Origin of the sequence: Nocardia coubleae NBRC 108252, from assembly GCF_001612805.1 — a bacterium.
Classification (GTDB): domain Bacteria; phylum Actinomycetota; class Actinomycetes; order Mycobacteriales; family Mycobacteriaceae; genus Nocardia; species Nocardia coubleae.
In genome coordinates, this window is the sequence record NZ_BDBD01000015.1 from 1 (window position 1) to 23,121 (window position 23,121).

At 67.7% G+C, this 23,121-nt stretch carries 24 protein-coding genes and 1 tRNA gene; 11 read left to right on the plus strand and 14 right to left on the minus strand.

Annotated features, from left to right (window positions below; translation table 11 throughout):
* Window positions 1-128: 128 nt before the first annotated feature.
* Window positions 129-1,469 carry a serine hydrolase domain-containing protein gene (locus NCO8_RS15740; protein ID WP_067640444.1) on the minus strand — a complete coding sequence of 447 codons (1,341 nt, stop codon included), beginning with the start codon at window positions 1,467-1,469 and terminating at the stop codon, window positions 129-131.
* 49 nt (window positions 1,470-1,518) lie between these two features.
* The gene (locus NCO8_RS15745; protein WP_067640446.1) at window positions 1,519-2,757 is read right to left on the minus strand and encodes an APC family permease; all 1,239 of its coding nucleotides are present in this window, start codon (window positions 2,755-2,757) and stop codon (window positions 1,519-1,521) included.
* Between the two features lie 877 nt (window positions 2,758-3,634).
* Between NCO8_RS15745 and NCO8_RS15750 the strand changes: the two genes are divergently transcribed.
* The gene (locus NCO8_RS15750) at window positions 3,635-4,297 is read left to right on the plus strand and encodes an arsenate reductase ArsC (protein ID WP_067640448.1); all 663 of its coding nucleotides are present in this window, start codon (window positions 3,635-3,637) and stop codon (window positions 4,295-4,297) included.
* On the opposite strand, the gene atzF is transcribed toward NCO8_RS15750, so the two are convergent.
* Window positions 4,254-5,939, minus strand: coding sequence for an allophanate hydrolase (atzF, locus tag NCO8_RS15755; protein ID WP_067640450.1), 1,686 nt, complete (start codon window positions 5,937-5,939; stop codon window positions 4,254-4,256). The genes NCO8_RS15750 and atzF overlap by 44 nt on opposite strands.
* Before the next feature lie 8 nt (window positions 5,940-5,947).
* Window positions 5,948-6,640 carry a GntR family transcriptional regulator gene (locus NCO8_RS15760; protein WP_067640452.1) on the minus strand — a complete coding sequence of 231 codons (693 nt, stop codon included), beginning with the start codon at window positions 6,638-6,640 and terminating at the stop codon, window positions 5,948-5,950.
* Between the two features lie 181 nt (window positions 6,641-6,821).
* On the opposite strand from NCO8_RS15760, the gene NCO8_RS32780 reads away from it, so the two are divergent.
* Window positions 6,822-6,953, plus strand: coding sequence for a hypothetical protein (locus NCO8_RS32780; RefSeq protein WP_281201981.1), 132 nt, complete (start codon window positions 6,822-6,824; stop codon window positions 6,951-6,953).
* 36 nt (window positions 6,954-6,989) lie between these two features.
* On the opposite strand, the gene NCO8_RS15765 is transcribed toward NCO8_RS32780, so the two are convergent.
* The 5 genes from NCO8_RS15765 to NCO8_RS15785 form a co-directional block, all read right to left on the minus strand.
* Window positions 6,990-7,481: a hypothetical protein gene (locus NCO8_RS15765; protein ID WP_067640454.1), complete on the minus strand. Its 492-nt coding sequence runs from the start codon at window positions 7,479-7,481 to the stop codon at window positions 6,990-6,992.
* A gap of 64 nt (window positions 7,482-7,545) precedes the next feature.
* Window positions 7,546-7,953 carry a hypothetical protein gene (locus NCO8_RS15770; protein ID WP_218022670.1) on the minus strand — a complete coding sequence of 136 codons (408 nt, stop codon included), beginning with the start codon at window positions 7,951-7,953 and terminating at the stop codon, window positions 7,546-7,548.
* 202 nt (window positions 7,954-8,155) lie between these two features.
* Window positions 8,156-8,229 (minus strand) — tRNA-Pro (locus tag NCO8_RS15775).
* A gap of 66 nt (window positions 8,230-8,295) precedes the next feature.
* On the minus strand, window positions 8,296-9,024 hold the full coding sequence (locus NCO8_RS15780) for a DUF8017 domain-containing protein (RefSeq protein WP_067640458.1): 729 nt from the start codon (window positions 9,022-9,024) through the stop codon (window positions 8,296-8,298).
* 759 nt (window positions 9,025-9,783) lie between these two features.
* A complete protein-coding gene (locus tag NCO8_RS15785) occupies window positions 9,784-10,746 on the minus strand; it encodes a metallophosphoesterase (RefSeq protein WP_067640460.1) in 963 nt (320 codons plus the stop codon).
* A 133-nt stretch (window positions 10,747-10,879) separates the two neighbouring features.
* Between NCO8_RS15785 and NCO8_RS15790 the strand changes: the two genes are divergently transcribed.
* The gene (locus tag NCO8_RS15790; RefSeq protein ID WP_067494932.1) at window positions 10,880-11,344 is read left to right on the plus strand and encodes a GatB/YqeY domain-containing protein; all 465 of its coding nucleotides are present in this window, start codon (window positions 10,880-10,882) and stop codon (window positions 11,342-11,344) included.
* A gap of 52 nt (window positions 11,345-11,396) precedes the next feature.
* On the opposite strand, the gene NCO8_RS15795 is transcribed toward NCO8_RS15790, so the two are convergent.
* Window positions 11,397-13,775 (minus strand): penicillin-binding protein, encoded by a 2,379-nt coding sequence (locus tag NCO8_RS15795; RefSeq protein ID WP_067640462.1) that lies wholly within the window; start codon window positions 13,773-13,775, stop codon window positions 11,397-11,399.
* A 371-nt stretch (window positions 13,776-14,146) separates the two neighbouring features.
* On the opposite strand from NCO8_RS15795, the gene NCO8_RS15800 reads away from it, so the two are divergent.
* Window positions 14,147-14,470: a WhiB family transcriptional regulator gene (locus tag NCO8_RS15800; RefSeq protein WP_019044565.1), complete on the plus strand. Its 324-nt coding sequence runs from the start codon at window positions 14,147-14,149 to the stop codon at window positions 14,468-14,470.
* Between the two features lie 99 nt (window positions 14,471-14,569).
* On the opposite strand, the gene bagB is transcribed toward NCO8_RS15800, so the two are convergent.
* Entirely contained in the window at window positions 14,570-15,700 is a 1,131-nt protein-coding gene (gene bagB, locus NCO8_RS15805) for an ATPase BagB (RefSeq protein ID WP_067640464.1), read from the minus strand.
* A complete protein-coding gene (gene bagA, locus NCO8_RS15810) occupies window positions 15,697-16,734 on the minus strand; it encodes an ATPase BagA (protein ID WP_067640466.1) in 1,038 nt (345 codons plus the stop codon). The genes bagB and bagA overlap by 4 nt, the downstream gene beginning before the upstream one ends.
* A gap of 59 nt (window positions 16,735-16,793) precedes the next feature.
* Between bagA and sp36 the strand changes: the two genes are divergently transcribed.
* Genes sp36 through NCO8_RS15820 form a run of 3 tightly spaced genes read left to right on the plus strand, consistent with a single transcriptional unit; the run spans window position 16,794 to window position 18,223 of the window.
* Window positions 16,794-16,955 carry a Sp36 family protein gene (gene sp36 / locus NCO8_RS31365; protein ID WP_110038224.1) on the plus strand — a complete coding sequence of 54 codons (162 nt, stop codon included), beginning with the start codon at window positions 16,794-16,796 and terminating at the stop codon, window positions 16,953-16,955.
* Window positions 16,956-16,957: 2 nt separating this feature from the next.
* A complete protein-coding gene (locus NCO8_RS15815; protein ID WP_067494498.1) occupies window positions 16,958-17,419 on the plus strand; it encodes a RidA family protein in 462 nt (153 codons plus the stop codon).
* A 9-nt stretch (window positions 17,420-17,428) separates the two neighbouring features.
* The gene (locus tag NCO8_RS15820; protein WP_067640468.1) at window positions 17,429-18,223 is read left to right on the plus strand and encodes an MBL fold metallo-hydrolase; all 795 of its coding nucleotides are present in this window, start codon (window positions 17,429-17,431) and stop codon (window positions 18,221-18,223) included.
* Between the two features lie 163 nt (window positions 18,224-18,386).
* On the opposite strand, the gene NCO8_RS15825 is transcribed toward NCO8_RS15820, so the two are convergent.
* Window positions 18,387-19,061, minus strand: coding sequence for a Crp/Fnr family transcriptional regulator (locus tag NCO8_RS15825; protein ID WP_040703546.1), 675 nt, complete (start codon window positions 19,059-19,061; stop codon window positions 18,387-18,389).
* Window positions 19,062-19,218: 157 nt separating this feature from the next.
* On the minus strand, window positions 19,219-19,461 hold the full coding sequence (locus NCO8_RS15830) for a hypothetical protein (RefSeq protein WP_067640470.1): 243 nt from the start codon (window positions 19,459-19,461) through the stop codon (window positions 19,219-19,221).
* Window positions 19,462-19,695: 234 nt separating this feature from the next.
* Here NCO8_RS15830 and nth point away from each other — a divergent pair, with 234 nt between their 5' ends.
* The 4 genes from nth to NCO8_RS15850 all read left to right on the plus strand — a co-directional run bounded on the left by nth (window position 19,696) and on the right by NCO8_RS15850 (window position 23,038).
* A complete protein-coding gene (gene nth, locus NCO8_RS15835; protein WP_157104938.1) occupies window positions 19,696-20,376 on the plus strand; it encodes an endonuclease III in 681 nt (226 codons plus the stop codon).
* Window positions 20,373-21,017: a TlpA disulfide reductase family protein gene (locus tag NCO8_RS15840; RefSeq protein WP_067640472.1), complete on the plus strand. Its 645-nt coding sequence runs from the start codon at window positions 20,373-20,375 to the stop codon at window positions 21,015-21,017. Before nth ends, NCO8_RS15840 begins: the two co-directional genes overlap by 4 nt.
* Before the next feature lie 16 nt (window positions 21,018-21,033).
* A complete protein-coding gene (locus tag NCO8_RS15845; protein ID WP_376739947.1) occupies window positions 21,034-21,777 on the plus strand; it encodes an NUDIX hydrolase in 744 nt (247 codons plus the stop codon).
* Between the two features lie 67 nt (window positions 21,778-21,844).
* Window positions 21,845-23,038, plus strand: coding sequence for a MarP family serine protease (locus NCO8_RS15850; RefSeq protein ID WP_067640474.1), 1,194 nt, complete (start codon window positions 21,845-21,847; stop codon window positions 23,036-23,038).
* Window positions 23,039-23,121: the final 83 nt, after the last annotated feature.

Below are 23,121 nucleotides of genomic sequence, written 5' to 3' on the forward strand. Positions count from 1 at the left end.
GTGCGATCATGGCGGACTTGGGTGGTGCCGTGTGGCTGGGAGTGCGGTAGGTGGCGGACTCGAGTGGTGCCACGCGGGCTGGGAGTGCGGTCATGGCGGACTTGGGTGGTGCGGTGTGGACGGACCGGTCAGCGGATGCCGGGGGTTCGGGGGTCGTTACCCACACACGCGAGAATGGCGCAGCCTGGGGGGATGCTGGCGAAGGGGGCGGCGAGGGGTTGGTTGAGGCAGTTGAAGACGGTGCAGCCGGGGTAGGCGCCGGGGCCGATGCCGAAGACGGCCAACAGGATTTCGGCGTCTACCAGGGATTTCGGGTCGAAGTTCAGGGGTGGTTCGACGTAGGGGGCGGGCGTCGGGACGGGGGCGTCGGTGACGGCGGCGAAGAGGCGGCGGAAGAATTCGTGGGGGAGTTCCTCGGCGTGGGCGAGGATGCCGCTCGGGCCGTAGGCGGAGATGTTGCCGAAGGCACCGGTCCACATCACCATCATGTCCAGCTCGGGCAGGAAGAAGACGTTCTGCAGGGCCAGGCCCGACATGAAAAACGTATTGTCCGGCAGGAATTCGGGTGACTCGTTGCACCCGGCGCCCACCCAGAAAAGGTAGCCGTAGCAGGGGTTCTGCTTCGACGGTGTGCGCGCTCTGCGCAGGTAGTCGGCCGAGATCACCTGCTCGGCGCCCCAGCGGCCGTCGTTGGCGACGAGCAGGCCCACCTTGGCGAGGTCGTCGGGCGGCAGCATCAGGTGGGCGTAGCCGTAGGTGTGCCCGGAACGGTCACGCGCCCAGTAGTAGTCGGAGGCGGGGATGCCGAGCGGGTCGAACAGCTCGCGCTGCGCGAACTGCTGCAGCGGTTCGCCGACCGCCAATTCGATAACATACGACAGCAAGTCGACATTGCGCTGGCTGTAACTGAACGCCGTGCCCGGCGGGTTCGCCAGCGGGACGGCCAGCGCCTGCACCGCGCTGTTCGGGTCGACCGGCACCACGGCGGTGATGCCCTCGGTGAGCACACCGACCTTCATCCCGGAGGTTTCGGTGAGCAGGTGTTCCACGGTGATCGACCGGTGCGTCGCATCGCCGAGACCAGGTGGCAGGTAGCGGTCGATAGGGGCGTCGATGGCGAGTTTTCCCTGGTCCGAAGCGATTCCGGCGAGCATGGATGTCACCGATTTGGTGACGCTCCAGATGTTCCAGGCCACCTTGCCGGTCTCATGATTGCGCAACCCCTCGCCGACCAGGCAGTTGTGCCGGAACACCTGCACATTGAGCCGGTTGCGGGTGGCCGCGAACTGCAGTGCCTCGGTGAGTTTCGCCGAATCGAGGCCGACCGCTTCGGGTTCGGCGCGTTCCAGGTCGCGGGCGGAGGTCACCTCGCACGTGGTCGTCGGTGCACTCTGGGCGGGGGCGGCGAACAGCGTCGCCGATACCAGCGCCGTGACGAATACCCCTGCGAGAACACCCCTGATTCGCATAATTCGAGGTTAGTTCGCTCGCGGCGCCGTAACCCGTAAAGCGAGGCCCCTAACCCGCGGGTATGTTCCGCCGCACTCCATATACCGCCGCGCCGAGGGCGAGAACCGCGAGTCCGGCCAGCACCGAGCCGATCGGCAACGAGAAGCCGACCACCACACAGCCGAGCGCACCGACCACCGGCACCCACCGCGCCGGACGGTTTTCGGCAGTGCTCAGGGTGGCGGCCGAGAGATTGGCGATCAGGTAGTAGGCGAGCACCGCGAACGAGGAGAACCCGATGGCGGCGCGCAGGTCGACGGTCGCCGCGAGCACGGCGACCACCGCACCGACGGCGAGTTCGGCGTGGTGCGGCACCGAATAGCGCGGATGGACGGCGGCCAAGGTGGCGGGCAGGTGCCCGTCGCGCGCCATCGCCAGCGTGGTGCGCGAGACGCCGAGGATCAGCGCCATCAACGAACCGGCTGCCGCGAGCACTGCCCCGACCCGCACCACCGGCGCCAGCCACCCGGCACCCGCGGCCTCGACGACGCGGGCGAGCGGGTCGTGCGCGGCGGCCAGTCCGCCGGAGCCGAGCGTGAGCAGGGCGGCCACCGCGACCAGCGTGTACACCGCGAGGGCACCGGCGAGCGCCAGCATGATCGCACGCGGAATGGTTCGTTGTGGGTCGCGTACTTCCTCGCCGAGGGTCGCGATGCGCGCGTATCCGGCGAAGGCGAAGAACAGCAGCCCGGCCGCCTGCAGCACGCCGTACGGACCGATCTCGGAGTCGAGAACGACTGCCGCCGAATGGTTCCCGCCCATCCCGGCCACCACAACGGCCGCCAGCACGGCGAGCACCGACCCCACGATCACCCGCGTGGCCAGCGCCGACTTTTGCACACCCACATAGTTGATGCCCGTGATGACGACCACCGCCGCCACCGCGACCACGTGCGCGTGTTCGGGCCACGCGTAGCTGCCGACCGTCAACGCCATCGCCGCACACGAGGCGGTCTTCCCGACCACGAACCCCCAGCCGGCCAGGTAGCCCCAGAACGGTCCGAGCCGCTCCCGTCCGTACACGTACGTCCCGCCCGACACGGGATAGAGCGCGGCCAGCCGGGCCGAGGACTGGGCATTGCAATAGGCGACGACGGCCGCGATGCCCAGGGCGAGCAGCATCCACGACCCGGCCGCACCGGCGGCGGGACCGAGCGCGGCGAACACCCCGGCACCGATCATGGCGCCGAGCCCGATCACCACACAGTCGCGCAGACCGAGACCCCGCGTCAGCTCCATGGACACCATCGTCGAGCATCGCGGCCACCGGCGCGACCCGACAAACGACGAACGCCGCCAGGTCGATGAGGGTGACCTGGCGGCGTTCGCGAGTCGAACGGATCGCGTGGGACGATCCGGTCAGGGTGTCGACGCCCCACAAGCGCCTCTCGGCGAGTGGTCGCTCGTAGGCAACCATCGTCGAGCATCGCGGTCACCGGCGCGACCCGAGAAACGACGAACGCCGCCAGGTCGATGAGGGTGACCTGGCGGCGTTCGCGAGTCGAACGGATCGCGTGGGACGATCCGGTCAGGGTGTCGACGCCCCACAAGCGCCTCTCGGCGAGTGGTCGCTCGTAGCGACAAAGGGGTGAGGCCCGGGGCTGTTCGGACGCCGACAGTGATGTTCAACCGGTGCGCCCCGCGAACTATTCCGGGATCCGGGTGGTGACGCTGCTCACTGCCCGAGGAGCTCGGGGCGCGGAGCTGTTCGGCTCCGCGCCGTTGTGCGTGTCAGAAGTTGCTGAACCAGTACAGCAGGCTCGCCAGCAACCAGACGATCATCGTCTCCATCGTCGTACTCCATCTCTTCGGTCCTTCCATTCTCGCCGAGAACCGACAAGTTGTTCTTAAGAACCTCTAGAGACCCAGGTCGCATTCTTTTCTCGGGCACCGGGAGCAACCGGGTCCGGCAGGTCTCGAGGGGTGATCAGCCGGACCCGGCGGTGTAGCCGGAGGGTGGCTCTTCCAGACGCTGAAGACGAACTGCCGACGGTAACCACACCGAGGACTACAACCGAAGCCGCTTCCGATGGGGTGTCACAGGAGGATATCGGCCGGGCCGGTCGACGAGGGGTGAGCGGCCCGGTCGTTTGCGTTACGTGGACAGTGCGGTAAGGGTTGAGGAGTGGTCGACATAACCGAGCACTCCGATGCCCTTGATCGTGCCGAAGAACGGTTGCGTGAAGAGTTCGCGACAATGTTCGATCCGGCGACGATCCACCAGTTCCTCCACAGTTCCTACGAGGATTTCGCGGCACGAGCGACGGTGACGTTGTATCTGCCGTTGCTGGCCGAGCGGTTCGCCGCCCAGCGCCTGAACGCCGTCGCCAAGATCGAAGGCAAGGTGGCCAAGCCGCGGCCGACCGTGCTGTTCCTGTGCACCCACAACGCGGGCCGATCCCAGATGGCGCTCGGCTACTTCGAGGCGCTCGCCCTGAACCGCGCCGTGGCCTGGTCGGGCGGATCGGTGCCCGGTGGGCAGCTCAATCCGGCGGCGGTCGCCGCGATGGCCGAGGTGGGGATCGACATCTCCCGCGAATACCCCAAGCCGTGGACCGACGAGATCATCCGCGCCGCCGACGTGATCGTCACCATGGGCTGCGGTGACACCTGCCCGCTGGTTCCCGGCGTGCGCTACGAGGAATGGATCATCGAGGACCCCGCCGGTCTCGAGGTGGAGCAGGTGCGACCCATCCGCGACGATATCGGCCGCCGCGTGACGGGTCTGCTCGCCGAACTCGGGATCAGTGTTCCCGCAGATACCGTGGCCAAGATCCATAGCGCGTGATGTCGGTGGCGGCCACGGCCGCGTCGTAGGTGCAGGCGAAGCCCACAACTGTTGTGCCGTCGGATAATTCGATGCTCGTCAAGGCCATGGGCGCGGGTAGGTCGGCGAGGAAGCGGCCGAGTGCGCCGGGGGAGAGCAGGAACAGCTCGCCTGCGATGGGGGCACCGAGGCCGTCGCCGTGGCGGACCAGGCCCGGCTTCGGCGGGGTGGTGTCCAGGGCGGTGAGGCGGTAGGCGTCGCTGGTGGTGATCTCGCCTGCGAAGCGGGCGCCCAGGTCTTCCAGCTGCCAGTGCAGGGGTTGGCCGCGCAGGTGGGCGCCGAAAACGGCTAGGGGCACACCGGTTGTCACCAGCAGGGGCGCTGGGGTGCCGGTGACGAGTGCGGCGAGGTCGACGGCGATCTGGTCGGCGAAGGTGGGGACAACCACCATCACGCCGAAGGGGAGGCCGTCGGTTGTCGTGGCGCCGGGGACGGCGACGGCGGCGAGGTCGAGGAGGTTGCAGAAGTTGGTGTAGGTGCCGAGGCGGCGGTTGATCGTCAGCGGATCGGCCTGCACTGCCGCGATGGTGGGGTGCTCGGTGGTTGTCGGCAGGAGCAGGCCGTCGTAGTCGGCGAGTAGGGCTTCGGCCTGTGCGCGGATATTGGCGAGGGTGTCGAGGTCTGTGGCGAAGGCATGAGCATCCAGATGCTTTGCCGCACTGATGATGCCGGCGACGGTCTTGTCCAGGCCCTTCGCGCCTTTGTCGACGAATTCACCGACCGCCGCATAGCGTTCGGCGACGATGGCGCCGTCGTAGAGGAGGCGGGCGGCGTCGAGTAGTGGGGTGATGTCCACCTCGGTGATCTGGATGCCCTGATTGCGCAGGGCCGCAACTGTTTCGGCGAAAGCTGCGCGGTATTCGGTGCTCAGCGGGCTGAGGTCGTGGGGGATGGCAAGTTTTCGGGTGCCCGCCAAGGGGACATCCGCGGGCCAGGTGCGGCTGCGTGGATCGCGCGCATCCGGGCCCGCCATGATCGCGGCGGCCGTGACGGCGAGGTCGAGCGTGCCCGCGAAGACGGTGACGGCGTCGTAGTCGGCGCAGGCCGGAACCACACCGTGGGCCGGGATGATGCCGAGACTCGCCTTGATCCCGACGATGCCGTGGAAGGCGGCCGGGACACGGCCCGAACCGGCCGTATCGGTGCCGATCGCGATATCGGCGATGCCGAGGGCCACTGCGACGGCGGAGCCGGAACTCGAACCGCCGGAGACCATTTCGGGATGTTCGGCGTGGCGGACCGCGCCGTACGGACTGCGGCTGCCGACCAAGCCGGTGGCGAACTGGTCGAGGTTGGTTTTGCCGAGAATCAGTGCGCCCGCGTCTGTCAGTCGCCGCACGGCCGAGGCGGTTTCGGTCGGCGTGTAGGCGAACTCGGGGCACGCGGCGGTGGTCGGCAGTCCCGCGACATCGACGTTGTCCTTCACCGCGAGGAGCAGGCCCGCCAACGGGAGCTCGGCGCCGTCGGCGAGCCTTCGCTCCAATGCGCGTGCCTCGGCGTCGAGTTCGCTCTGCGGGCGCAATGTGATCCAGACTTCCGGCCTGTCGACCTCGGCGATCCGCTGATAAGCGGCGGCGACCCGGGTGGTGGGGGATTCGGGCATCGGTTCCTCTATTCGCTCATGGACATGGCGGCGATCGCCCGCGAGATCCGCTCGAGCACGACATCGAGCGAATCACCGATGTGGGTGTGCAGCAGCCGATGTGCGCGGAGAAGGTCCCGCGCGAACACGGCGTCGAGGATGCCGAGATGCTCGCTGATCGTCGTCTCGATCCGGTTGTTGATCATGAAGTCGTACATCCGCACATGCCGGATCCGGGAGTTCACCGCCACCAGCGCGCGCACCAGTTCCGCATTGCCCGCCGCGGTCAGCAGGGCGACGTGGAATTCCTCGTCGACCACGACGAACCCCGGTTCCTTGGCGGGCGGGTCGGCCTGCAGGGCCAGCCAGCGCTGCTGTTCGGCCCGCAAGCCCCCCTCGTCGTGGGTGAGGTCCGGGTTGTCCATGATCCGGGTCATCCCGCCGAGTTCGAGGGTGAGCCGCAGCTCGTACAGATCCCGAATCCGCGCGACACTCGGCCGCACCGGACTGAACCCGAACTCCTCCCGCTGGAGCAGCCCGTCCGAGCACAGCATCGTCAACGCTTCCCGCACAGGCGTCCGCGACATCCCGAACCGCGCCGAAAGCTTCGGTTCGGTGAGCCGCTCCCCGAACCGGATATCCCCGTTCATCAACTCCCCACGCAAGGTGGAATACACCACGTCACGCAGCGATTCCCCCGCGGTACCCACCCTTGTCGACATGCCTGTATACGCTAGGCACCCCGAATTTCTATCAAGTGACAGAAAGTAAGCACCACGTTATCCCTTCCTCACACCTCACCACCCGCCCCACCCCACCGAGAGCACTTCTCAACCACCCCTCAACACCCCCGTACCCCCCACCGACACACACCGAGCGCACCCTTCTCACAGAGGAGGGCCCATGAACAACTCGACCGCGATCCTGGCACTCATCCTGAGCCTGGTAGCCATCACCGCCATCACAGTCTGGTGGCCCAACCCCGCCGACCGCCAAGGCCGCACCGCCGTCGACGCCGAAGGCACCGATAAATAGCCGGGTATTCAGCACGGGTGCCGGACGGCGATCATCTCAAACGCCGAGCTCATCACAGAGATCTTCGTAACGATCCAGGTAGTCCGGCGTCGATCGGTGGGCTGCCAGACCGACCGTGTCGAACTCGTCCAGACCCGCCGCGGCGACGACGCCCAGAACGCGCAGCGCGTCGTTGATGGTCGCCACCTGCCGGATCGAACCACCATGCTCACAGACGGCCGCAGCCTGGTCGCCCACCCCGGCAAAGTATTCCGTGGCCACCAGGGCGAAGGTCGGATCCGGTCGGCCGACCAGATCGGCCGCGACCACCCGAACAACGTTCTCGGTGGTAAACACCAGCCCAGCGCTCGATCTGAACTCGAAATGCCCCGTGACGCCGAGCCTCTCCTGCCAGTAGGCGGTGTAGTAGTGCGTCACATGGAACAACGTCAGACCGCCACCCAAAGCCACCGGCACCAGATCCCACCTGCCCGCCGCCTCGCCGTCATGCGAACCGTTCAGCACCAGCGCGGTAATGGCATGTGACACCCGAGCACTCCAATCTTCACAAGTACCGGATCGAGCCGCTGACCGGATCCGGAACGCACGTCCGCTACCAAGCTCGCCGCTGATCGCGCTCGGCTTCCGGCGTCTGCTGGAGCTGGTCGTGGCCGATTTTGTCAGTCCGCACCAGGACGCCCGGGCTGGGTGGGAATTCGTCGGTCGGTGGAGCCGGCAGGTGGTAGCGCCGCGTCTGTGGAAGCGCGACTTCGACCAGCTTTCCTTCCTCGAGCATCCACAGGCCGAAGCAACTGTCCTCCTCGTCGTGGATCAATACCTGAACGCTCTCGGGGCGGGGCCAGGGCAGAGCCTCGAGGTACGCGAAAAGTCCTGTCCGGGGTCGCATCCGCTCGAATTCGGTGGCCCAGCCGATGACGAAGGAACCGGGCCACTGGCTGTCGATCGGCACGAAACGGCCTCGCCAGCTCCGGCTTTCGTCGTCACGGGTCAGTGGTTCCATGACCTCGCAAGCATCCAAGGCCAACACGATGACCTCCGCGAATCTGCTCATGCTCCGAATCACAGCACGTGCCGATCCTGAACACCACCGAATTCGAACGTGGTAACTCGCCCCAGTCGCCAAAGGGGAGAAGACGCCCCATGCAAAAAGCCTCTGACCAGGAAAACCAGGTCAGAGGCTTTTTGGTGTCTCAACCAACACGTCGGGGTGACAGGATTTGAACCTGCGACCTCTTCGTCCCGAACGAAGCGCGCTACCAAGCTGCGCCACACCCCGTGAGGCGAACCTGAAGTAGCTTACAACGTTGGGGTGTGAAACGTTAAATTGGCTGGTCAGGTGGGGTTAGAGGGCGCGGATGGAGCTGAAGATCCGTTTGGCGGTCGCGGGGTCTATGGCGTCGGGGACGCCGGTGTCGGCGATCATGACCATGACGAAGCTGCCGTCTTTGGTGCCTTTGAAGGCGTAGGTGTAGATGGCGAAGGTGGGGGCGCAGCCGGGTGTGGGGGTGGGGGCGGTGCCGGTGGTTTCGGTGAACATGCCGGTGGTTGTGCCGTCGATCGAGGTGAGGGGTTCGGCGGGGTGGGGTGTGCCGGTGGCGCCGCCGTAGGCGAGGCGGGCCGCCTTGGTGCCGAGTTCGGCGCCTGCCGCGGCGTGGTCGGTCTGTTTGGAGCCGGTGAGCAGGGACATGGTTCGGGTGGAACCGGGGCAGTAGTCGCGGCCGTCGGTGGCGTAGCCCTTGCCGATCACCGTGTCGCCGGGCGGTTCGCCGACGCCGCCGATGGTTGTTTCGGTCGCGACCTTCCAGCCGGGTGGGACGTCGTAGGCGGCGCCGCGGTCGGGGGCGGCGACGACCTGGTAGCCTTCGATGAGCGGGGTCTTGCCGGCTGCCGCACCCGTCGGCGAGGGTGTCGTGGATTTCGGCTTGGTCGACGGCGGGGCCGGTGAAGTGGTCAGGGCGCTGACCATCGATGGAGTGCTGGTGCCTGCCGTCGAGGATGCCTCGTCACCGGACAACGCGACGGCCGTGATCGCGACTCCGCCCAGCAGCAGCGCCGCCGCACCCGCAGCCACCCAAACCCAAGCCTTCCCACCGGATTTTGGCCCGCCGGGAATGGGCTGCCCATAAGGCTGCACCCCGTAATGCTCGAGCGGTGGAACCTCCCCGTACTTCTGCACGGGCTGCTGTCCCCATGAGCCGGCCTGTCCCGCACCGTGATTCCACTGCGCGTTCGGCTGCGCCCCGAATGCTGGTGCGCCCCATTGCGACTGCGCGGGAGGCTGCCCGGCGCTCCAATGCTGCCCGCCGGGCGCTGCCCATGGATTCGGTTGCCCGCCCGGCCCCACCTGGTTCGGAAGCGGTTGTCCTGCGCCGCCGGGCACACCCCACTGCCCTTGATGAGGTTCCCCACCAGGCCCTACCTGGTTCGCAGCCGGTTGTCCCGGAACGTTCGTCTGTCCGGGGTTCCCGATCGGTGGCCCCCATGGGTTCGGAAACTGTTGTCCGGCAACAGGTTGACCACCTGGCACGGAGGACGACACCCCTGGATGACCCACCGGTGGATTCACATCCGCGGAACGCACCTGAGTCGCGTCATGTGCACCGGGATCCTGCCAAACCTGCGGCCCAGCCGGATTCCACGGCGTCGGATCCGGCAGCCCGGGCGGCGGCCCGGACCCGTCCCACCGCAAGGTCGGCGGAAGACCAGTGCCGCCCGGCGCCCACACCGCCGTGGGATCGGCGGTGTGGGCGCCGGGGTCGCCGGACAGGTTCGGATCGTCGGATGCACTCACGGCCGCCCCCTCGAGACAAGAATCGTTCGGGGGACGACCTTAGCGGGCGACGGCCTGCGAGGCCGAGATGCCGTGTCCCGCATCGGCGGCCGGACGCTTCGGGGGCGCGCCGACCAGCGTGAGCAGGGTGGCTTCGGGGCGGCAGCAGAAGCGGTAGGGCGCCCACGGGGAGGTGCCGATGCCGGCGGACACGTGCAGCTGGGTGTGCGCACCCCACTGCGACGGGCCCTTCACCCGCGACTTGTCGATACCGCAGTTGGTGACCAGCGCGCCGTAACCGGGCACAACCAGCTGACCGCCGTGGGTGTGACCGGCGAGCACCAGGTCGTAACCGTCCTCGGCGAAACGGTCGAGCACGCGCGGCTCGGGGGAGTGGGTGAGGCCGATGCTCAACTGCGCCAACTGGTTCGGCGCGCCTGCCACGGTGTCGTAGCGGTCGCGCTGCAGGTGCGGGTCGTCGACGCCCGCGGTGGCGACGCGGATGCCCGCGACTTCGAGGTCGCGGCGGGTGTGGGTGAGGTCGAGCCAGCCCCGTTCGGTGAACGCGGCGCGCAGATCCTGCCAGGGCAGCGGGTCACCGTAGACGCGGCGATGATCCTTGTCGAAATACTTCAGCGGATTCTTCGGAACCGGCGCGAAATAGTCGTTGGAACCGAACACGAACAAGCCGGGACGGGCCAGCAGCGCACCGAGGGATTGCACAACGGCGGGCACGGCCTTGGGGTGGGAAAGATTGTCACCGGTATTCACGACCAGGTCGGGTTCGAGGCGGTCGAGTTCGCGCAGCCACTGCTGTTTGAGTTGCTGACCCGGCATCATGTGCAGGTCGCTGAGGTGCAGAATGCGCAGGGTCGGCGACCCGGGTGCGAGCACCGGCATCGTGGCCTCACGCAGGACGAACGCGTTCCGTTCGATCAGAGTGGCGTAACCGATGCCTGCGACGGCGGCCCCGGCGGCTCCCAACGCGGTTCGGCGGACAGCGGTCGTCGAGATAACGGGCATTTGCCCAGCATAGGTGACCTCCTCCCGGATCGGCGCGTGTGTTTCCGCACAAGAGTCGGGAATTTCACCCGGATGTATCTGTCGGTGTCGAAATGTGATGGGAGTTTTCGGGCGTTCGGGCTACCGTGACCCCATGTCGGAACTGAAAGCACAGCTGCGCGCGGATATGACTTCCGCGATGAAAGCCAAGGACAAACTGCGTCTGTCGACCCTGCGGATGCTGCTCGCCGCGATCCAGAACGCCGAGGTCTCCGGAACGCAGGCGCGCGAACTGTCCGATACCGATGTGGTGGCTGTCCTGCAGAAGGAAGCCAAGAAGCGCAACGAGTCGGCGACGGTCTACGAGCAGAACGGCCGCGGTGAACTGGCCGCGAACGAGCGCGCCGAGGAAGCGATCATCGAGGAGTACCTGCCGACGCAGCTGACCGAGGCGGAGCTGGCCGAGGTGGCCGATACCGCCATCGCCCAGGTCGCCGAGGAACTCGGTGAGCGGCCCGGAATGCGGCAGATGGGTCAGGTCATGAAGGCCGCGACGGCACTCGCGAACGGCCGGGCCGACGGCTCGCGGCTGTCGGCGGCGGTCAAGTCGCGCCTGTAGAACCGAACGACAAGGGCCGCCGTCCGGACTGGACGGCGGCCCTTGTCGTGTTCTAACGCGGCACCGGGATCGGGATCGGTGGCAGACGCGGAATCTGCGGCAGACCCGGGATGGCCGGCGGCGGCGCGGCGGGGGGCGGCGTGGTCGGCGCAGGCACCCGGACCGACCCGTCACTGATGTAGATCGTGACGACCGAACCCGGAATGGCCGAACCGTTCGGCGAGCTACCCATCACCGTGCCCTTGGGCTGCGAGCCGGGGCTGGTCACCGCCGACACCTGGAAACCGGCGCCGACCAGGATCGAGGTGGCCTCGCCCTGCGACTTGCCCGCCACGTCCGGCACCTGGGAGTTGTTCGCGCCGCGCACGTACTTGTCGTCCAGCGGCGGCAGGGCGGGCGGCGGGAACCGGTCCATCACCGGCTTGATCGCGCCGAACCAGGTGCGGGCGGGCTCGTTACCACCGAACAGGCCGTTGGCGTCGCTCGCGCCGCAGTTGCGCAGCGGGAACGAGCAGATCTCGCCGGGGGTCGGGCTGTCGCCGTACACGTAGACCGACGAGGCGAGCGAGTTGGTGAAACCGAGGAAGGCCGAGGAGCGGTGGCTTTCGGTGGTTCCGGTCTTGCCGGACATCGGCGCGTTCCAGCCGTTGGCCCGGGCTGCCGCGGCGGCGGTACCGGAGGTGTCGTCCTTGCTCATGGCGTTGGCCAGGGTGTTGGCCAGACCGGGGTCGACCACCTGCTCGCAGGCCTGCTGGGTGAGCGGCACGGTCTTGCCCTGCCGGTCGATCACCTCGCGGATCGGCGAGGGCGGGCACCACTTGCCGCCCGAGGCGAGCGTGGCGGCCACATTCGACAGCTCGAGCGGGTTGATCGCGAACGGGCCGAGGGTGAACGAACCCATGTTGTTGTTCTTGATGTGGTCGGCCAGGCTCGTGTTGCCGTGCCCGGAGGTGCCGGGCTGGGTGTAGGCGCGCATGCCGAGGCGCACGGCCATGTCGACCGCGGCGGAGACGCCGACGTCCTGGATCATCTTGACGAACGTGGTGTTCGGCGAGGTGGCCAGCGCGTCGGTGACCGACATCGAACCCGGGTAGTTGCCCGCGTTCTTCACACACCAGGAGTCGGCGGGGCAGCCGGGTGAGTTGCTGTAGCCCATGCCCTTGGCCGCGTACACGCTCGGCACGTCGACCTGGGCGTTGATGCCGAGGCCCTTCTCCATGGCGGCGGCGGTGGTGAACAGCTTGAAGATCGAGCCCGCGCCGTCACCGGCCAGCGAGTACGGCTGGCCGAGCAGCGTCTCGTTGGCGTCGCGGTTGAGGCCGTAGGTGCGGCTCGACGCCATCGCCAGCACGTGGTGGGCGTCCTGACCGGGGGAGACCACCGACATGACCTCGGCGATGTTCTTGAGATCCGGCGGCGCGTGCTCGGTGACCGACCGCTTCACCGATTCCTGCAGCACCGGGTCGAGGGTGGTCCTGATCAGGTAGCCGCCCTTGTCGATCTGTTCGCGGCTGATGCCCGACTCGGCCAGGTACTGCAGGGCGTAATCGCAGAAGAAACCCTTGTCCTGGGCGGCGATGCAGCCACGCGGCAGCCCCTTGGGCTCGGGCAGCACGCCGAGCGGTTCGGTCTTGGCCTTGCGGAACTCCTCGGCCCGGCTCGGGATGTTCTGGATGAGCGTGTCGAGCACGGTGTTGCGGCGGTCGGTGACGCCCTGGACGTTGGTGTATGGATTCAGCTTCGAGCTGGACTGCACCATGCCCGCCAGCATCGCCGACTGGGTGATGTTCAGATCGGCCGCGTCCACACCGAAGTAGGTCTGGGCGGCGTCCTGGATGCCGTAGGAACCGTTGCCGAACGGCACCAGGTTCAGGTAGCGGGTGAGGATCTCGTCCTTGGACAGCTCGCGGTCGAGGGTGAGCGCCATCCGGATCTCGCGCAGCTTGCGCGCGGGGGTGGTCTCGATCGCGGCACGCCGCTCGGCGTCGGTCTTGGCGACGACGAGCAGGTTGAAGTTCTTCACGTACTGCTGATCCAGCGTCGAGGCGCCCTGCTGCACCTCACCGGAGGACGTGTTGGTCAGGAACGCGCGCAGCGTGCCCTGCCAGTCGACACCCTTGTGGTCGGCGAAGCGCTTGTCCTCGATGGACACGATCGCCAGCTTCATGTTGTTCGAGATCCGATCGCTCGGCACCTCGAACCGTCTCTGCTCGTAGAGCCAGGCGATGGGTGCCCCGCTGGCGTCGACCATCGTCGAGACAGCCGGGACGGTGCCCTCCACCAGCTCGGCTGACACGTTGTCGACGGCATCGGCGGCCCGGTTGGAGATGAACCCGAACCCACCGGCCAAGGGGAACAACAGCCCGGCGACTAGCACGGCGGCCAGCGCGCAGCTGCCGGCCAGCCTCGCAAGCGTTTGAGTGATCGGCACCGGTCCAGACTAAAGGGTGGCGTGTCGAGGGACACGGTCTGCTGGCCGACGTCAGTTGTCCGCCCGGTGCCAGGGGGGTTGCTCGGGCGTGTCAACAAAATGATCACATCGGCGTGTCGCGGCCGGGCACGCCGGTGAACAGCGCCGCTGCCGCGTCGACACGCGATTTGAATGGACGCCCGTACCAAAAAATCGGCGGCCGGTCTTGCGTAACGGCCATACCTTTACCTAGATTGAGAACCCAGTGTGATAGAGCTAACACTCAAAGTGGAATGTGGTGCGGAACGCAGCGGTAGTTGGGTTGCTGTGATCCGCGCTCGCGATTCTGGAGCGCCGCACAACGGTGTTCGGACTGCAAAGGGGCACATCAAATGCACATCACAACCCCCATCGCTCGACTGGATGTAGAGCAGGCCGAGGCAAGGATCGCTTGGGTTGCCCAGGCGCGATGCAAGGAAGTGGACCCGGATCAGCTCTTCGTGCGCGGTGCGGCGCAGCGCAAGGCGGCCACGATCTGCCGTCATTGCCCGGTATTGATGCAGTGTGGCGCCGATGCCCTCGACAACCGGGTGGAATTCGGCGTGTGGGGCGGCATGACCGAACGCCAGCGACGAGCGTTGCTCAAGCAGCACCCCGATGTGACCTCCTGGGCCGACTTCTTCCAGGCTCAGCGCCAGCACCAAGTGGCCATCTGACACGGCGGATACCACAACGGCGCCGAGACCGCTGGATTTGCGGGATCGGCGCCGTTGGCGGGTACTACCGCCGAAGCAAGCGATAGCCGATATGTCTGATTAGGAAGCGACTTTGCCGGTCAGCTGATCGCCGACCGCACGCAAGGCGGTGAGGTCGGAGACCTCGAACGGCAGCGCGGTCACGGACACGATCCGGACCTTGGGATGCGCCCCGGTGAACCGGTGCAGCAGCCGTTGCTCCCGTTTGGCGGTGGCTACCCGCTCGGCATGGATGCGCAACACCGACGCGGTGAGCGGCTCGGTGTCGGCGAGCTGATCGGCGGCGGTGAGCGCGTGATCGCCGGACAGGCTCGTCAGCACGGGATGCGTGCGGTTGAGCACCAGACCGGCCAGCGGCATCTGCTCGGTCGACAACCGGTCGACGAAGAACGACGCCTCCCGCAGCGCGTCCGGCTCGGCCGCGGCGACGACGAGGAAGTGGGTGCCCGGCTTGGCCAGCATCGCGAACGTGCGTTCGGCCCGGTCCTGGAAGCCGCCGAACAGCGACTCGAGCGACTGCAGGAATGTCGAGGCGTCCTTGAGCATCTGCCCGCCGACGATCGTCGACACCCCGCGCATGGCCAGGCTCATCGCCCCGGTGACGAACCGGCCGACACCGCGACCCGGCGCCATGATGAGCCGGATCATCTTCCCGTTGAGGAACGTGCCGAGCCGTTTGGGCGCGTCGAGGAAGTCGAGCGCGTTGCGCGAGGGCGGGGTGTCGACGACGATCAGGTCCCACTCCTTGCGCGCGGCCAGCTGCCCCAGCTTCTCCATCGCCATGTATTCCTGCGTGCCACCGAACGACGACGCCACCGTCTGATAGATCGGATTGGCGAAGATCTGCTCGGCCTTCTCGGGGCTGGTGTGCTCGAGCACCATGTCGTCGAAGGTGCGGCGCATGTTCAGCATCATCGCGTGCAGTTCGCCCGGCACCTCGGGGCCCAGCTCCACGCGCTGTGGTGAGTTGTCGAGTTCGGCGACGCCGAGCGACTGGGCGAGCCTGCGCGCCGGGTCGATGGTGAGCACCACGACCTTGCGGCCCGCCTCCGCCGCGCGCAACGCGATCGACGCGGCGGTCGTCGTCTTGCCGACACCGCCGGAACCGCAGCACACGATGACCTTGGCCTGCGGGTCGGCGATGATCTCGGCGACATCGAGGGGAGGCGGGGTGGGCACACGGTCGTTCATCGCACTCCCTGCGCGGATAGCTGTTCGGCCAGTTCGTAGAGCCCGCCGAGATCCATGCCGTCGCTCAGCGCGGGCAGGTGCAGCTGGGGGACATCGACCTCGGCCAGTTCGGCGGCGCTCGCGTCCTGGGCGGTGAGCATCGTCGCGTGGTCGGTCGCTTCGGTGATCAGGCCGGCGAAATCGTTGTCGGACAGGGTGATTCCGGCCTTGGTGAGACCGGCGGCGATCGCGGCGGTGTCGAGTTCACCGCGGACGGCGGCGACCCGGTCGGCGGGCTCGAGCTGACCGGCGGCCGCCCGGTTGACGATCACCGTGCCGATGCGCAGATCGTTCGCGGTGAGTTCGGCGACCGCGTCGGCGGTCTCCTGCACCGGCAGCGCCTCGAGCAACGTCACCAGGTGGATCATCGTCTGATCCGAATGCAGCAGCTTGGAGACGCCCTCGGCCTGCGAGGCGATCGGGCCGCCCTTGGCGATCTCGGCCATCGCCTGGGTGACGTCGAGGAACGACGCGATCCGCCCGGTCGGCGGCGAATCGACGACGATGTCGTCGTAGGCGGGCTTGCCGTCCTTGCCGACGCGCACCGCGCATTCCTTGATCTTGCCGGTGAGGATCACATCGCGCAGACCGGGCGCGATGGTGGTGACGAACTCGATGGCGCCCATCCGGCGCATCGCCCGGCCCGCGAAACCGAGGTTGTAAAACATGTCGAGGTATTCGAGGAAGGCGTACTCGGTGTCCAGCGCCAGCGCCACCACCTCGCCGCCACCGTCGGCGGTGGCGATCTGGGTTTCGGTGGGTGGCAGCGGCGGCCGGTCGAACAGCTGCGCGATGGACTGGCGGTTCTCGACCTCCACCAGCAGCACCTTGCGTCCCCCTGCGGCCAGGGCGAGGGCGAGCGCGGCCGAAACCGTCGACTTGCCGGTGCCGCCCTTGCCTGTCACGTAATGCAAACGGGCCTTGACCGCGCGCTCTGGCCACCCGGTCGTCGGCTCGGGAACCGAGGAAACCGGCTCTGCTGTTGGTGCTCCCACGTCGCCGAGCCTATAACCCGTTTCGCGGGGATGGTCGGGGTGAGCCCTAAACTCACACCATGAGTGAAGTCACCCTGTGGGAGTACGCGACCGTGCCGCTGTTGACGCACGCGACAAAGCAGATCCTCGATCAGTGGGGCGCCGACGGCTGGGAGCTGGTCACGGTGCTGCCCGGACCGACCGGCGAACAGCACGTCGCCTACCTGAAGCGGCGGAAGTAGTCGTGGCCACCGCGTGGAAGGACGCGCTCGACCGGCTCGGGGTCACCCTGCCGCCGGTCGCCGCCCCCGTCGCGGCCTACATCCCGGCGATCCGCACCGGTTCGCTGGTGTACACCTCCGGTCAGCTGCCTTTCGTCGACGGTGAACTGTCGGCGGTCGGCAAGGTCGGCGCCGAGGTCGATGTGGAGCAGGCCAAGGAGGCCGCGCGGCTGTGCGCGCTCAACGCGCTCGCCGCAGTGCACGATCTGGTCGGGCTCGACCAGGTCGTTCGGATCGTGAAGGTCGTCGGCTTCGTCGCCTCCGCACCGGGGTTCACCGATCAGCCGATCGTGATCAACGGTGCCTCGGAGTTCCTCGGTGAGGTGTTCGGCGAGGCGGGCGTGCACGCGCGCTCGGCCGTCGGCGTCTCCGAACTGCCCAAGAACACGCCCGTCGAGGTGGAACTGATCGTCGAGGTCGGATAGGTAGCCGTCATGGCACTGGAACATCCCGCGTACGGCCAGGTCAGGCCGGTTACGCCGACCGCGTCGGTGCTGCTGGCCGACAACCCGTCCCAGATGACGCTCGACGGGACGAACACCTGGCTGCTACGCGGACCCGGCAGCGACGACTATGTGGTCGTCGATCCGGGCCCGAAGGACAAGAAACACACCGCCGACATCGTCGCGGCCACCGGTGGGCGCATCGCGCTCACCCTCATCACCCATCACCACCCCGACCACACCGGCGGCATCGATCACCTGGTGAAAGCCACCGGGACGCCGGTGCGGGCGGTGGATCCGAAGTACCTGCGCGGCACCGTGAATCCGCTGGCCGACGGTGAGGTCATCGAGGCGGCGGGGCTGCGGATCACCGTGCTGGCGACGCCGGGACACACCGGCGACTCGGTGAGTTTCCTGCTCGACGACGCGGTCGTCACCGGTGACACGGTGCTCGGCCAGGGCACAACGGTGCTCGAATCGTCGGGTGGTGCGCTCGCCGCGTTCCTGTCGTCGCTGGAGCTGCTGCTCGAGCACGGCGCGGGCAAGGCGCTGCTGCCCGCCCACGGTCCGGATCACCCCGATGCCGAGCCGGTGGTGCGGTACTACCTGAACCACCGTCGCGAACGGCTCGACCAGGTCCGGGCGGCGCTGGTGGAACTCGGCTCCGACGCGGGCGCTCTCGCGGTTGTCCGCAAGGTGTACGCCGACGTGGACAAACGCCTGTGGCCCGCGGCGCGGAGCTCGGTGCGGGCCCAGCTGGAATACCTGCGGGCCGAGAAGGGCTGACCGCTTCCTGATCGCCGGCACCGCACGTGCCGGCGATCAGGTCGCATGCGGCAACGCCGAAGTCCCGGCATGACGGAACCGCCGTGGTGTGGACGAGGCCCTCATCCTCATGAGCCACACGCAGCGGACCGCCGTACCGGGACGGCAGACGAATCGCCGGACGTCAGCGCGCGCGACGCGCGAGACGCTCCGAATCCGAGATCAGCACGCTCTTGCCCTCGAGACGCAGCCAACCGCGATGTGCGAAGTCGGCGAGCGCCTTGTTGACGGTTTCGCGCGAGGCACCGACCAGCTGGGCGATCTCTTCCTGGGTCAGGTCGTGCGTCACGCGCAGCGCACCGGCCTCCTGCGTGCCGAAACGCTGTGCCAGCTGCAGCAGCGCCTTGGCCACACGGCCGGGCACGTCGGTGAAGATGAGGTCGGCGAGGTTGTTGTTGGTGCGGCGAAGGCGTCGGGCAAGCACGCGCAGCAGCTGCTCAGCGATCTCGGGACGCTGATCGATCCACGACTTGAGTGCGTCGCGGTCCATCGTGACGGCGCGGACCTCGGTGACCGTGGTTGCGGTCGAGGTACGCGGACCCGGGTCGAAGATCGACAGTTCACCGAACATGTCGGACGGACCCATGATGGTCAGCAGGTTTTCCCGGCCGTCGGGGGAACGTCGGCCGATCTTCACCTTGCCCGTCGTGATGATGTACAGCCGATCGCCGGGTTCGCCCTCGTTGAAGATGACGTGGCCGCGCGGAAAATCTACGGGCTGCAGCTGCTTGGCGAGCGCGGCCACCGCGGTGGGCTCGACGCCTTGGAAGATGCCTGCTCTGGCGAGGGCCTCGTCCACGAATGTGCTCCTTATGGGATATGGCTTGCGAACCTGGTCGAGCGAATCGACCAACAGCGCAGTCTACGCGGCATTACGGCAGCACAGTGACAGACACCACGTAAAGAGTGGATTGCGCTAGCCGCGACACTGTGTCGACGGGGAATGAGGAGATGGTTCAGCTGGCCCGGGCGACGTCCATGTCCGGGGTCCGTGCGCGGCGCTTGCGCACCCGCGCGACCGCGGCGGGAAGCCCGAGCTTGGTCAGTTCTTTCACTTCGGCGTTGCTGGCGTTGTCCAGGTACTGCTGAACCTCTTCATCGGGTTCGAGAAGTTTGCGGAGCCGATTCTCGACCCGCTCCATCCCCAGCGCGAACAGCATCAACAGCACTGGGAAGAGCACCACAGCGAGTCCTTGCATGACAGGCAGTAAACACGGTCCAGGTCTCAGATGGAACACAGGTGCCCAACTCGGTCGCGCAATGTTGTCGGACCGGTTCCGTATGGTGGTGCGGTGCCCGTTTCCCCCGCAACCGCCGCCGCAGGCGACGCCGTTCCGGTGCCGGTGACCACCGGGATCACGGCGGCCCGCAAACGCAAGAATCGCGCTATAGCTGCGGAAACGCGGATCGGAACGGTCCGTCGTGCCCGCCGGATGAACCGCACGCTCGCCGAGGCTTTCCCGGACGCGCACTGCGAGCTCGACTTCACGACTCCGCTGGAATTGGCGGTCGCGACGATCCTGTCGGCCCAGTGCACCGACGTCAGGGTGAACCTCACCACTCCCGCGCTGTTCGCCAAGTACCGCACCGCCCGCGACTATGCCGAGGCCAACCGCGTGGAGCTGGAGGAATTCATCCGGCCCACCGGCTTCTACCGCAACAAGACCAGCGCGCTGATGGGTCTGGGTCAGGCGCTGGTGGAGCAATACGACGGTGAATTGCCTCACACCCTCGACCAACTGGTGAAGCTGCCCGGCATCGGGCGCAAGACGGCCAACGTCATCCTCGGCAACGCCTTCAATGTGCCGGGTATCACGGTCGACACCCATTTCGGCAGGTTGGTGCGCCGCTGGGGGTGGACAGCGGAGGAAGACCCGGTGAAGGTCGAGCACGCGGTCGGCGAACTGTTCGAGCGCAAGGACTGGACGATGCTCTCGCACCGGGTGATCTTCCACGGCCGCCGCGTGTGCCATGCGCGCAAACCGGCCTGCGGCGCGTGCGTGCTGTCCAACGACTGCCCCTCCTTCGGTGCCGGGCCCACCGATCCCGCCGTGGCCGCCGAGTTGGTGAAGGGGCCCGAGCGCGATCACCTGCTGGAATTGGCCGGGCTGTGAGCGAGGCGTCCCCGCTCGCCCGCCCCGGCGTTCGCTGGGTGCTCGCCGCACTGATCCTCGTCGTCGCGGCGACGGTCGCGCTGTGGCCGCGCGAGGATTCCGGCTCCACCGAAACTCGCAAAACTTCGCAACAGGAGTCGGGCGTGTCGGCCGCCGAACGTGCCGCCGCCGGTTTGACAGCCTGTCCCGTCGCAGCCCCCGGCACGTCGGGTTCAGGGCCGCTGGCCGGGCTCACCGTCGGCTGCCTCGCCGACGGGACCCGAGCCGACCTGGCCGCCGCCCTCGCGGGCAAGCCCGCGCTTCTCAATCTCTGGGCCTATTGGTGTGGTCCCTGTGCCACCGAGCTTCCTCACCTGCAGGAATTCGCGCAGCGTGCAGGTTCGGCGCTCACCGTCCTCACTGTGCACAGCGATCCCGACGAGGCCAAGGCGCTGGCCCGGCTCACCGGTCTGGGCATCACCTTGCCCGGCGTTTCCGACCCGGCGGCCGCGGTGCGCGGCGCGGTCGGCGCGCCGCCGGTACTCCCGGTTTCGGTGTTGCTGCGCGCGGATGGCAGCGTGGCGAGTGTGGAGGTGCGAACCTTCGCCGACGTGACCGACATCGCCGATACGGTCGCCGCGAAGCTCGGTATCACGGTATGACAGACAGCGTTGTGTGGTGGCAGGCGAAGAGGATGACAGCGTGAACGGTGTGGCGAGACTGGACGACTCCGGGATTCCGGCCTGGCTCCACCCGGCGACGAGGCACGGCGGCCCCGACGCCGACGACACCCTCGCCACCTCCCGCGCCCTGCGCCGCGCCATGTCGATCACCGGCAAACCGAGGCGAGCGGCGGTACTCGTGCTGTTCGGCGGCTCCGCCGACGGCGGCCCCGGCGCACCACCCGCCGACGCCGAGGTGCTGCTCACCCAGCGCGCCTCGACCATGCGTCAGCACCGCGGCCAGGTCGCCTTCCCCGGCGGCGCCGAGGATCCCGGCGACGACGGCCCGGTCGGCACCGCACTGCGCGAAGCCGTGGAGGAGACCGGCCTCGACCCGTCGGGCGTGCAGCCCTTCGCGACCCTGCCCACCCTGTTCGTACCGCCGTCGAAGTTCGACGTCACCCCCGTGCTGGCCTGGTGGCGGGAGCCGAGCGAGGTGCGGGTCGTCGACCAGGGCGAAACCGAACGGGTGGTCCGGGTTCCGCTGAGCGAATTACTAGATCCCGCACACAGATTCATGGTGCGTGGCAGTCTCGGCTACCAGAGTCCCGCCTTCCAGGTCGACGGCATGCTGGTGTGGGGGCTCACCGGCGGTATCCTCGCCGGCATCATCAAAACTGCTGGGTGGGAACGAGACTGGGATCGGGGCGACGTGCGTGATCTGGAGAGCTCGCTGGCTGCGGTCGGAATGACCCTGTGAGCGCGCGGCACATCGGCACAGCTGCCATCGCGGTCATGTCGGAGCCGAACGTCTGCGAGGCGCAGGCATGAGCGCCTCGGTGTGGCTCGATATCGCGGTGGTGCTGATCGCGCTGGTCGCCGCGTCCACCGGGTGGCGGCAAGGGGCGGTGGCCTCGGCGCTGGCGTTCTTCGGCGTCGCGCTCGGTGCCGTAGCGGGCATTCTGATCGCACCGCACATCCTCAAGCACCTCAGTGAGGGCCGCAGCCGGGTACTCGGCGGCATCCTGCTGATCGTGCTGCTGGTAATCGTCGGTGAGGTCGCCGGCATGGTCCTCGGCCGGGCCGCCCGCTCCGGCATCCGGCATCCGTTCGCGCGCAGTGTCGACAGCGGTGTCGGCGCGGTGCTGCAGGCGCTCACGGTGCTGGTCGCCGCCTGGCTGATGGCATTGCCCCTGGCCACGGCCTCCCAACCAGGTGTGGCTGCCGCCATCAACGGTTCACGGGTGCTCGCCGACGTGAACGCCGTTGCCCCCGCCTGGTTGCGCAAGCTGCCCAACGAGTTCTCCAAACTGCTCAACACCTCCGGACTTCCGGATGTCATCGGACCGTTCGGCCGCGCACCCATCGCCGCTGTCGAACCCCCCGACCCGAGCGTTCTGGCCAGCCCCGTCGCCGCCTCGTTGCAGCCGAGTGTGCTGCGCATTCGTGGTGTCGCCCCGAGCTGCCAGCGCGCGCTGGAAGGTTCCGGCTTCGTCGTAGCACCGGAGCGCGTGATGACAAATGCACACGTTGTCGCCGGCACTACCAGCGTCTCGGTCGATACCGCACGCGGACCGCTCGATGCCAACGTTGTGCTGTTCGACCCGTCAAAGGACATCGCGGTCCTCTCGGTCCCCGGCCTGACTTCGCCGGTGATTCCGCTGGCACCCACGCCCGCCGCCTCCGGCGAGAGCGCGATCGTCCTCGGTTACCCCGGCGGTGGCCCGTACACCGCCAGCGCGGCCCGCGTCCGCGAAACCTTGGACCTCACCGGCCCGACGATTCATCGCGACGGAACCGTCGAACGCGAGGTCTACACGGTTCGCGGCCAGGTCCGCGCCGGCAACTCGGGCGGCCCCCTGGTCGACACCGAAGGCCAGGTACTCGGCGTCGTCTTCGGCGCCGCCGTGACCGACGACGACACAGGCTATGTACTGACCCTCGACGAGGTCGCCACAGAGCTGGCAGCCGCCGGCGTCAGCAACGCTTCAGTCGACACAGGAGCCTGCGTCTTGAGCTGAGGCGCACACCGGAAACCCGCAAAGGCCGGCCCTGAGTGATTCGCCGCCCGGGTGGGTTTCCCAGCAGTCCGCCATGACCGCAC

Excerpts from the sequence above, each read along its gene's own strand:
- NCO8_RS15850 (WP_067640474.1), top strand. The coding sequence starts at position 21,845 with ATGAGCGCCTCGGTGTGGCTCGATATCGCGGTGGTGCTGATCGCGCTG.
- NCO8_RS15785 (WP_067640460.1), bottom strand. The coding sequence starts at position 10,746 with ATGCCCGTTATCTCGACGACCGCTGTCCGCCGAACCGCGTTGGGAGCC.
- NCO8_RS15740 (WP_067640444.1), bottom strand. The coding sequence starts at position 1,469 with ATGCGAATCAGGGGTGTTCTCGCAGGGGTATTCGTCACGGCGCTGGTA.
- NCO8_RS15760 (WP_067640452.1), bottom strand. The coding sequence starts at position 6,640 with ATGTCGACAAGGGTGGGTACCGCGGGGGAATCGCTGCGTGACGTGGTG.
- NCO8_RS15745 (WP_067640446.1), bottom strand. The coding sequence starts at position 2,757 with ATGGTGTCCATGGAGCTGACGCGGGGTCTCGGTCTGCGCGACTGTGTG.
- NCO8_RS32780 (WP_281201981.1), top strand. The coding sequence starts at position 6,822 with ATGAACAACTCGACCGCGATCCTGGCACTCATCCTGAGCCTGGTAGCC.
- bagB (WP_067640464.1), bottom strand. The coding sequence starts at position 15,700 with ATGAACGACCGTGTGCCCACCCCGCCTCCCCTCGATGTCGCCGAGATC.
- NCO8_RS15830 (WP_067640470.1), bottom strand. The coding sequence starts at position 19,461 with ATGCAAGGACTCGCTGTGGTGCTCTTCCCAGTGCTGTTGATGCTGTTC.
- nth (WP_157104938.1), top strand. The coding sequence starts at position 19,696 with ATGAACCGCACGCTCGCCGAGGCTTTCCCGGACGCGCACTGCGAGCTC.
- NCO8_RS15770 (WP_218022670.1), bottom strand. The coding sequence starts at position 7,953 with ATGGAACCACTGACCCGTGACGACGAAAGCCGGAGCTGGCGAGGCCGT.
- NCO8_RS15820 (WP_067640468.1), top strand. The coding sequence starts at position 17,429 with ATGGCACTGGAACATCCCGCGTACGGCCAGGTCAGGCCGGTTACGCCG.
- sp36 (WP_110038224.1), top strand. The coding sequence starts at position 16,794 with ATGAGTGAAGTCACCCTGTGGGAGTACGCGACCGTGCCGCTGTTGACG.
- NCO8_RS15800 (WP_019044565.1), top strand. The coding sequence starts at position 14,147 with ATGCACATCACAACCCCCATCGCTCGACTGGATGTAGAGCAGGCCGAG.
- atzF (WP_067640450.1), bottom strand. The coding sequence starts at position 5,939 with ATGCCCGAATCCCCCACCACCCGGGTCGCCGCCGCTTATCAGCGGATC.
- NCO8_RS15790 (WP_067494932.1), top strand. The coding sequence starts at position 10,880 with ATGTCGGAACTGAAAGCACAGCTGCGCGCGGATATGACTTCCGCGATG.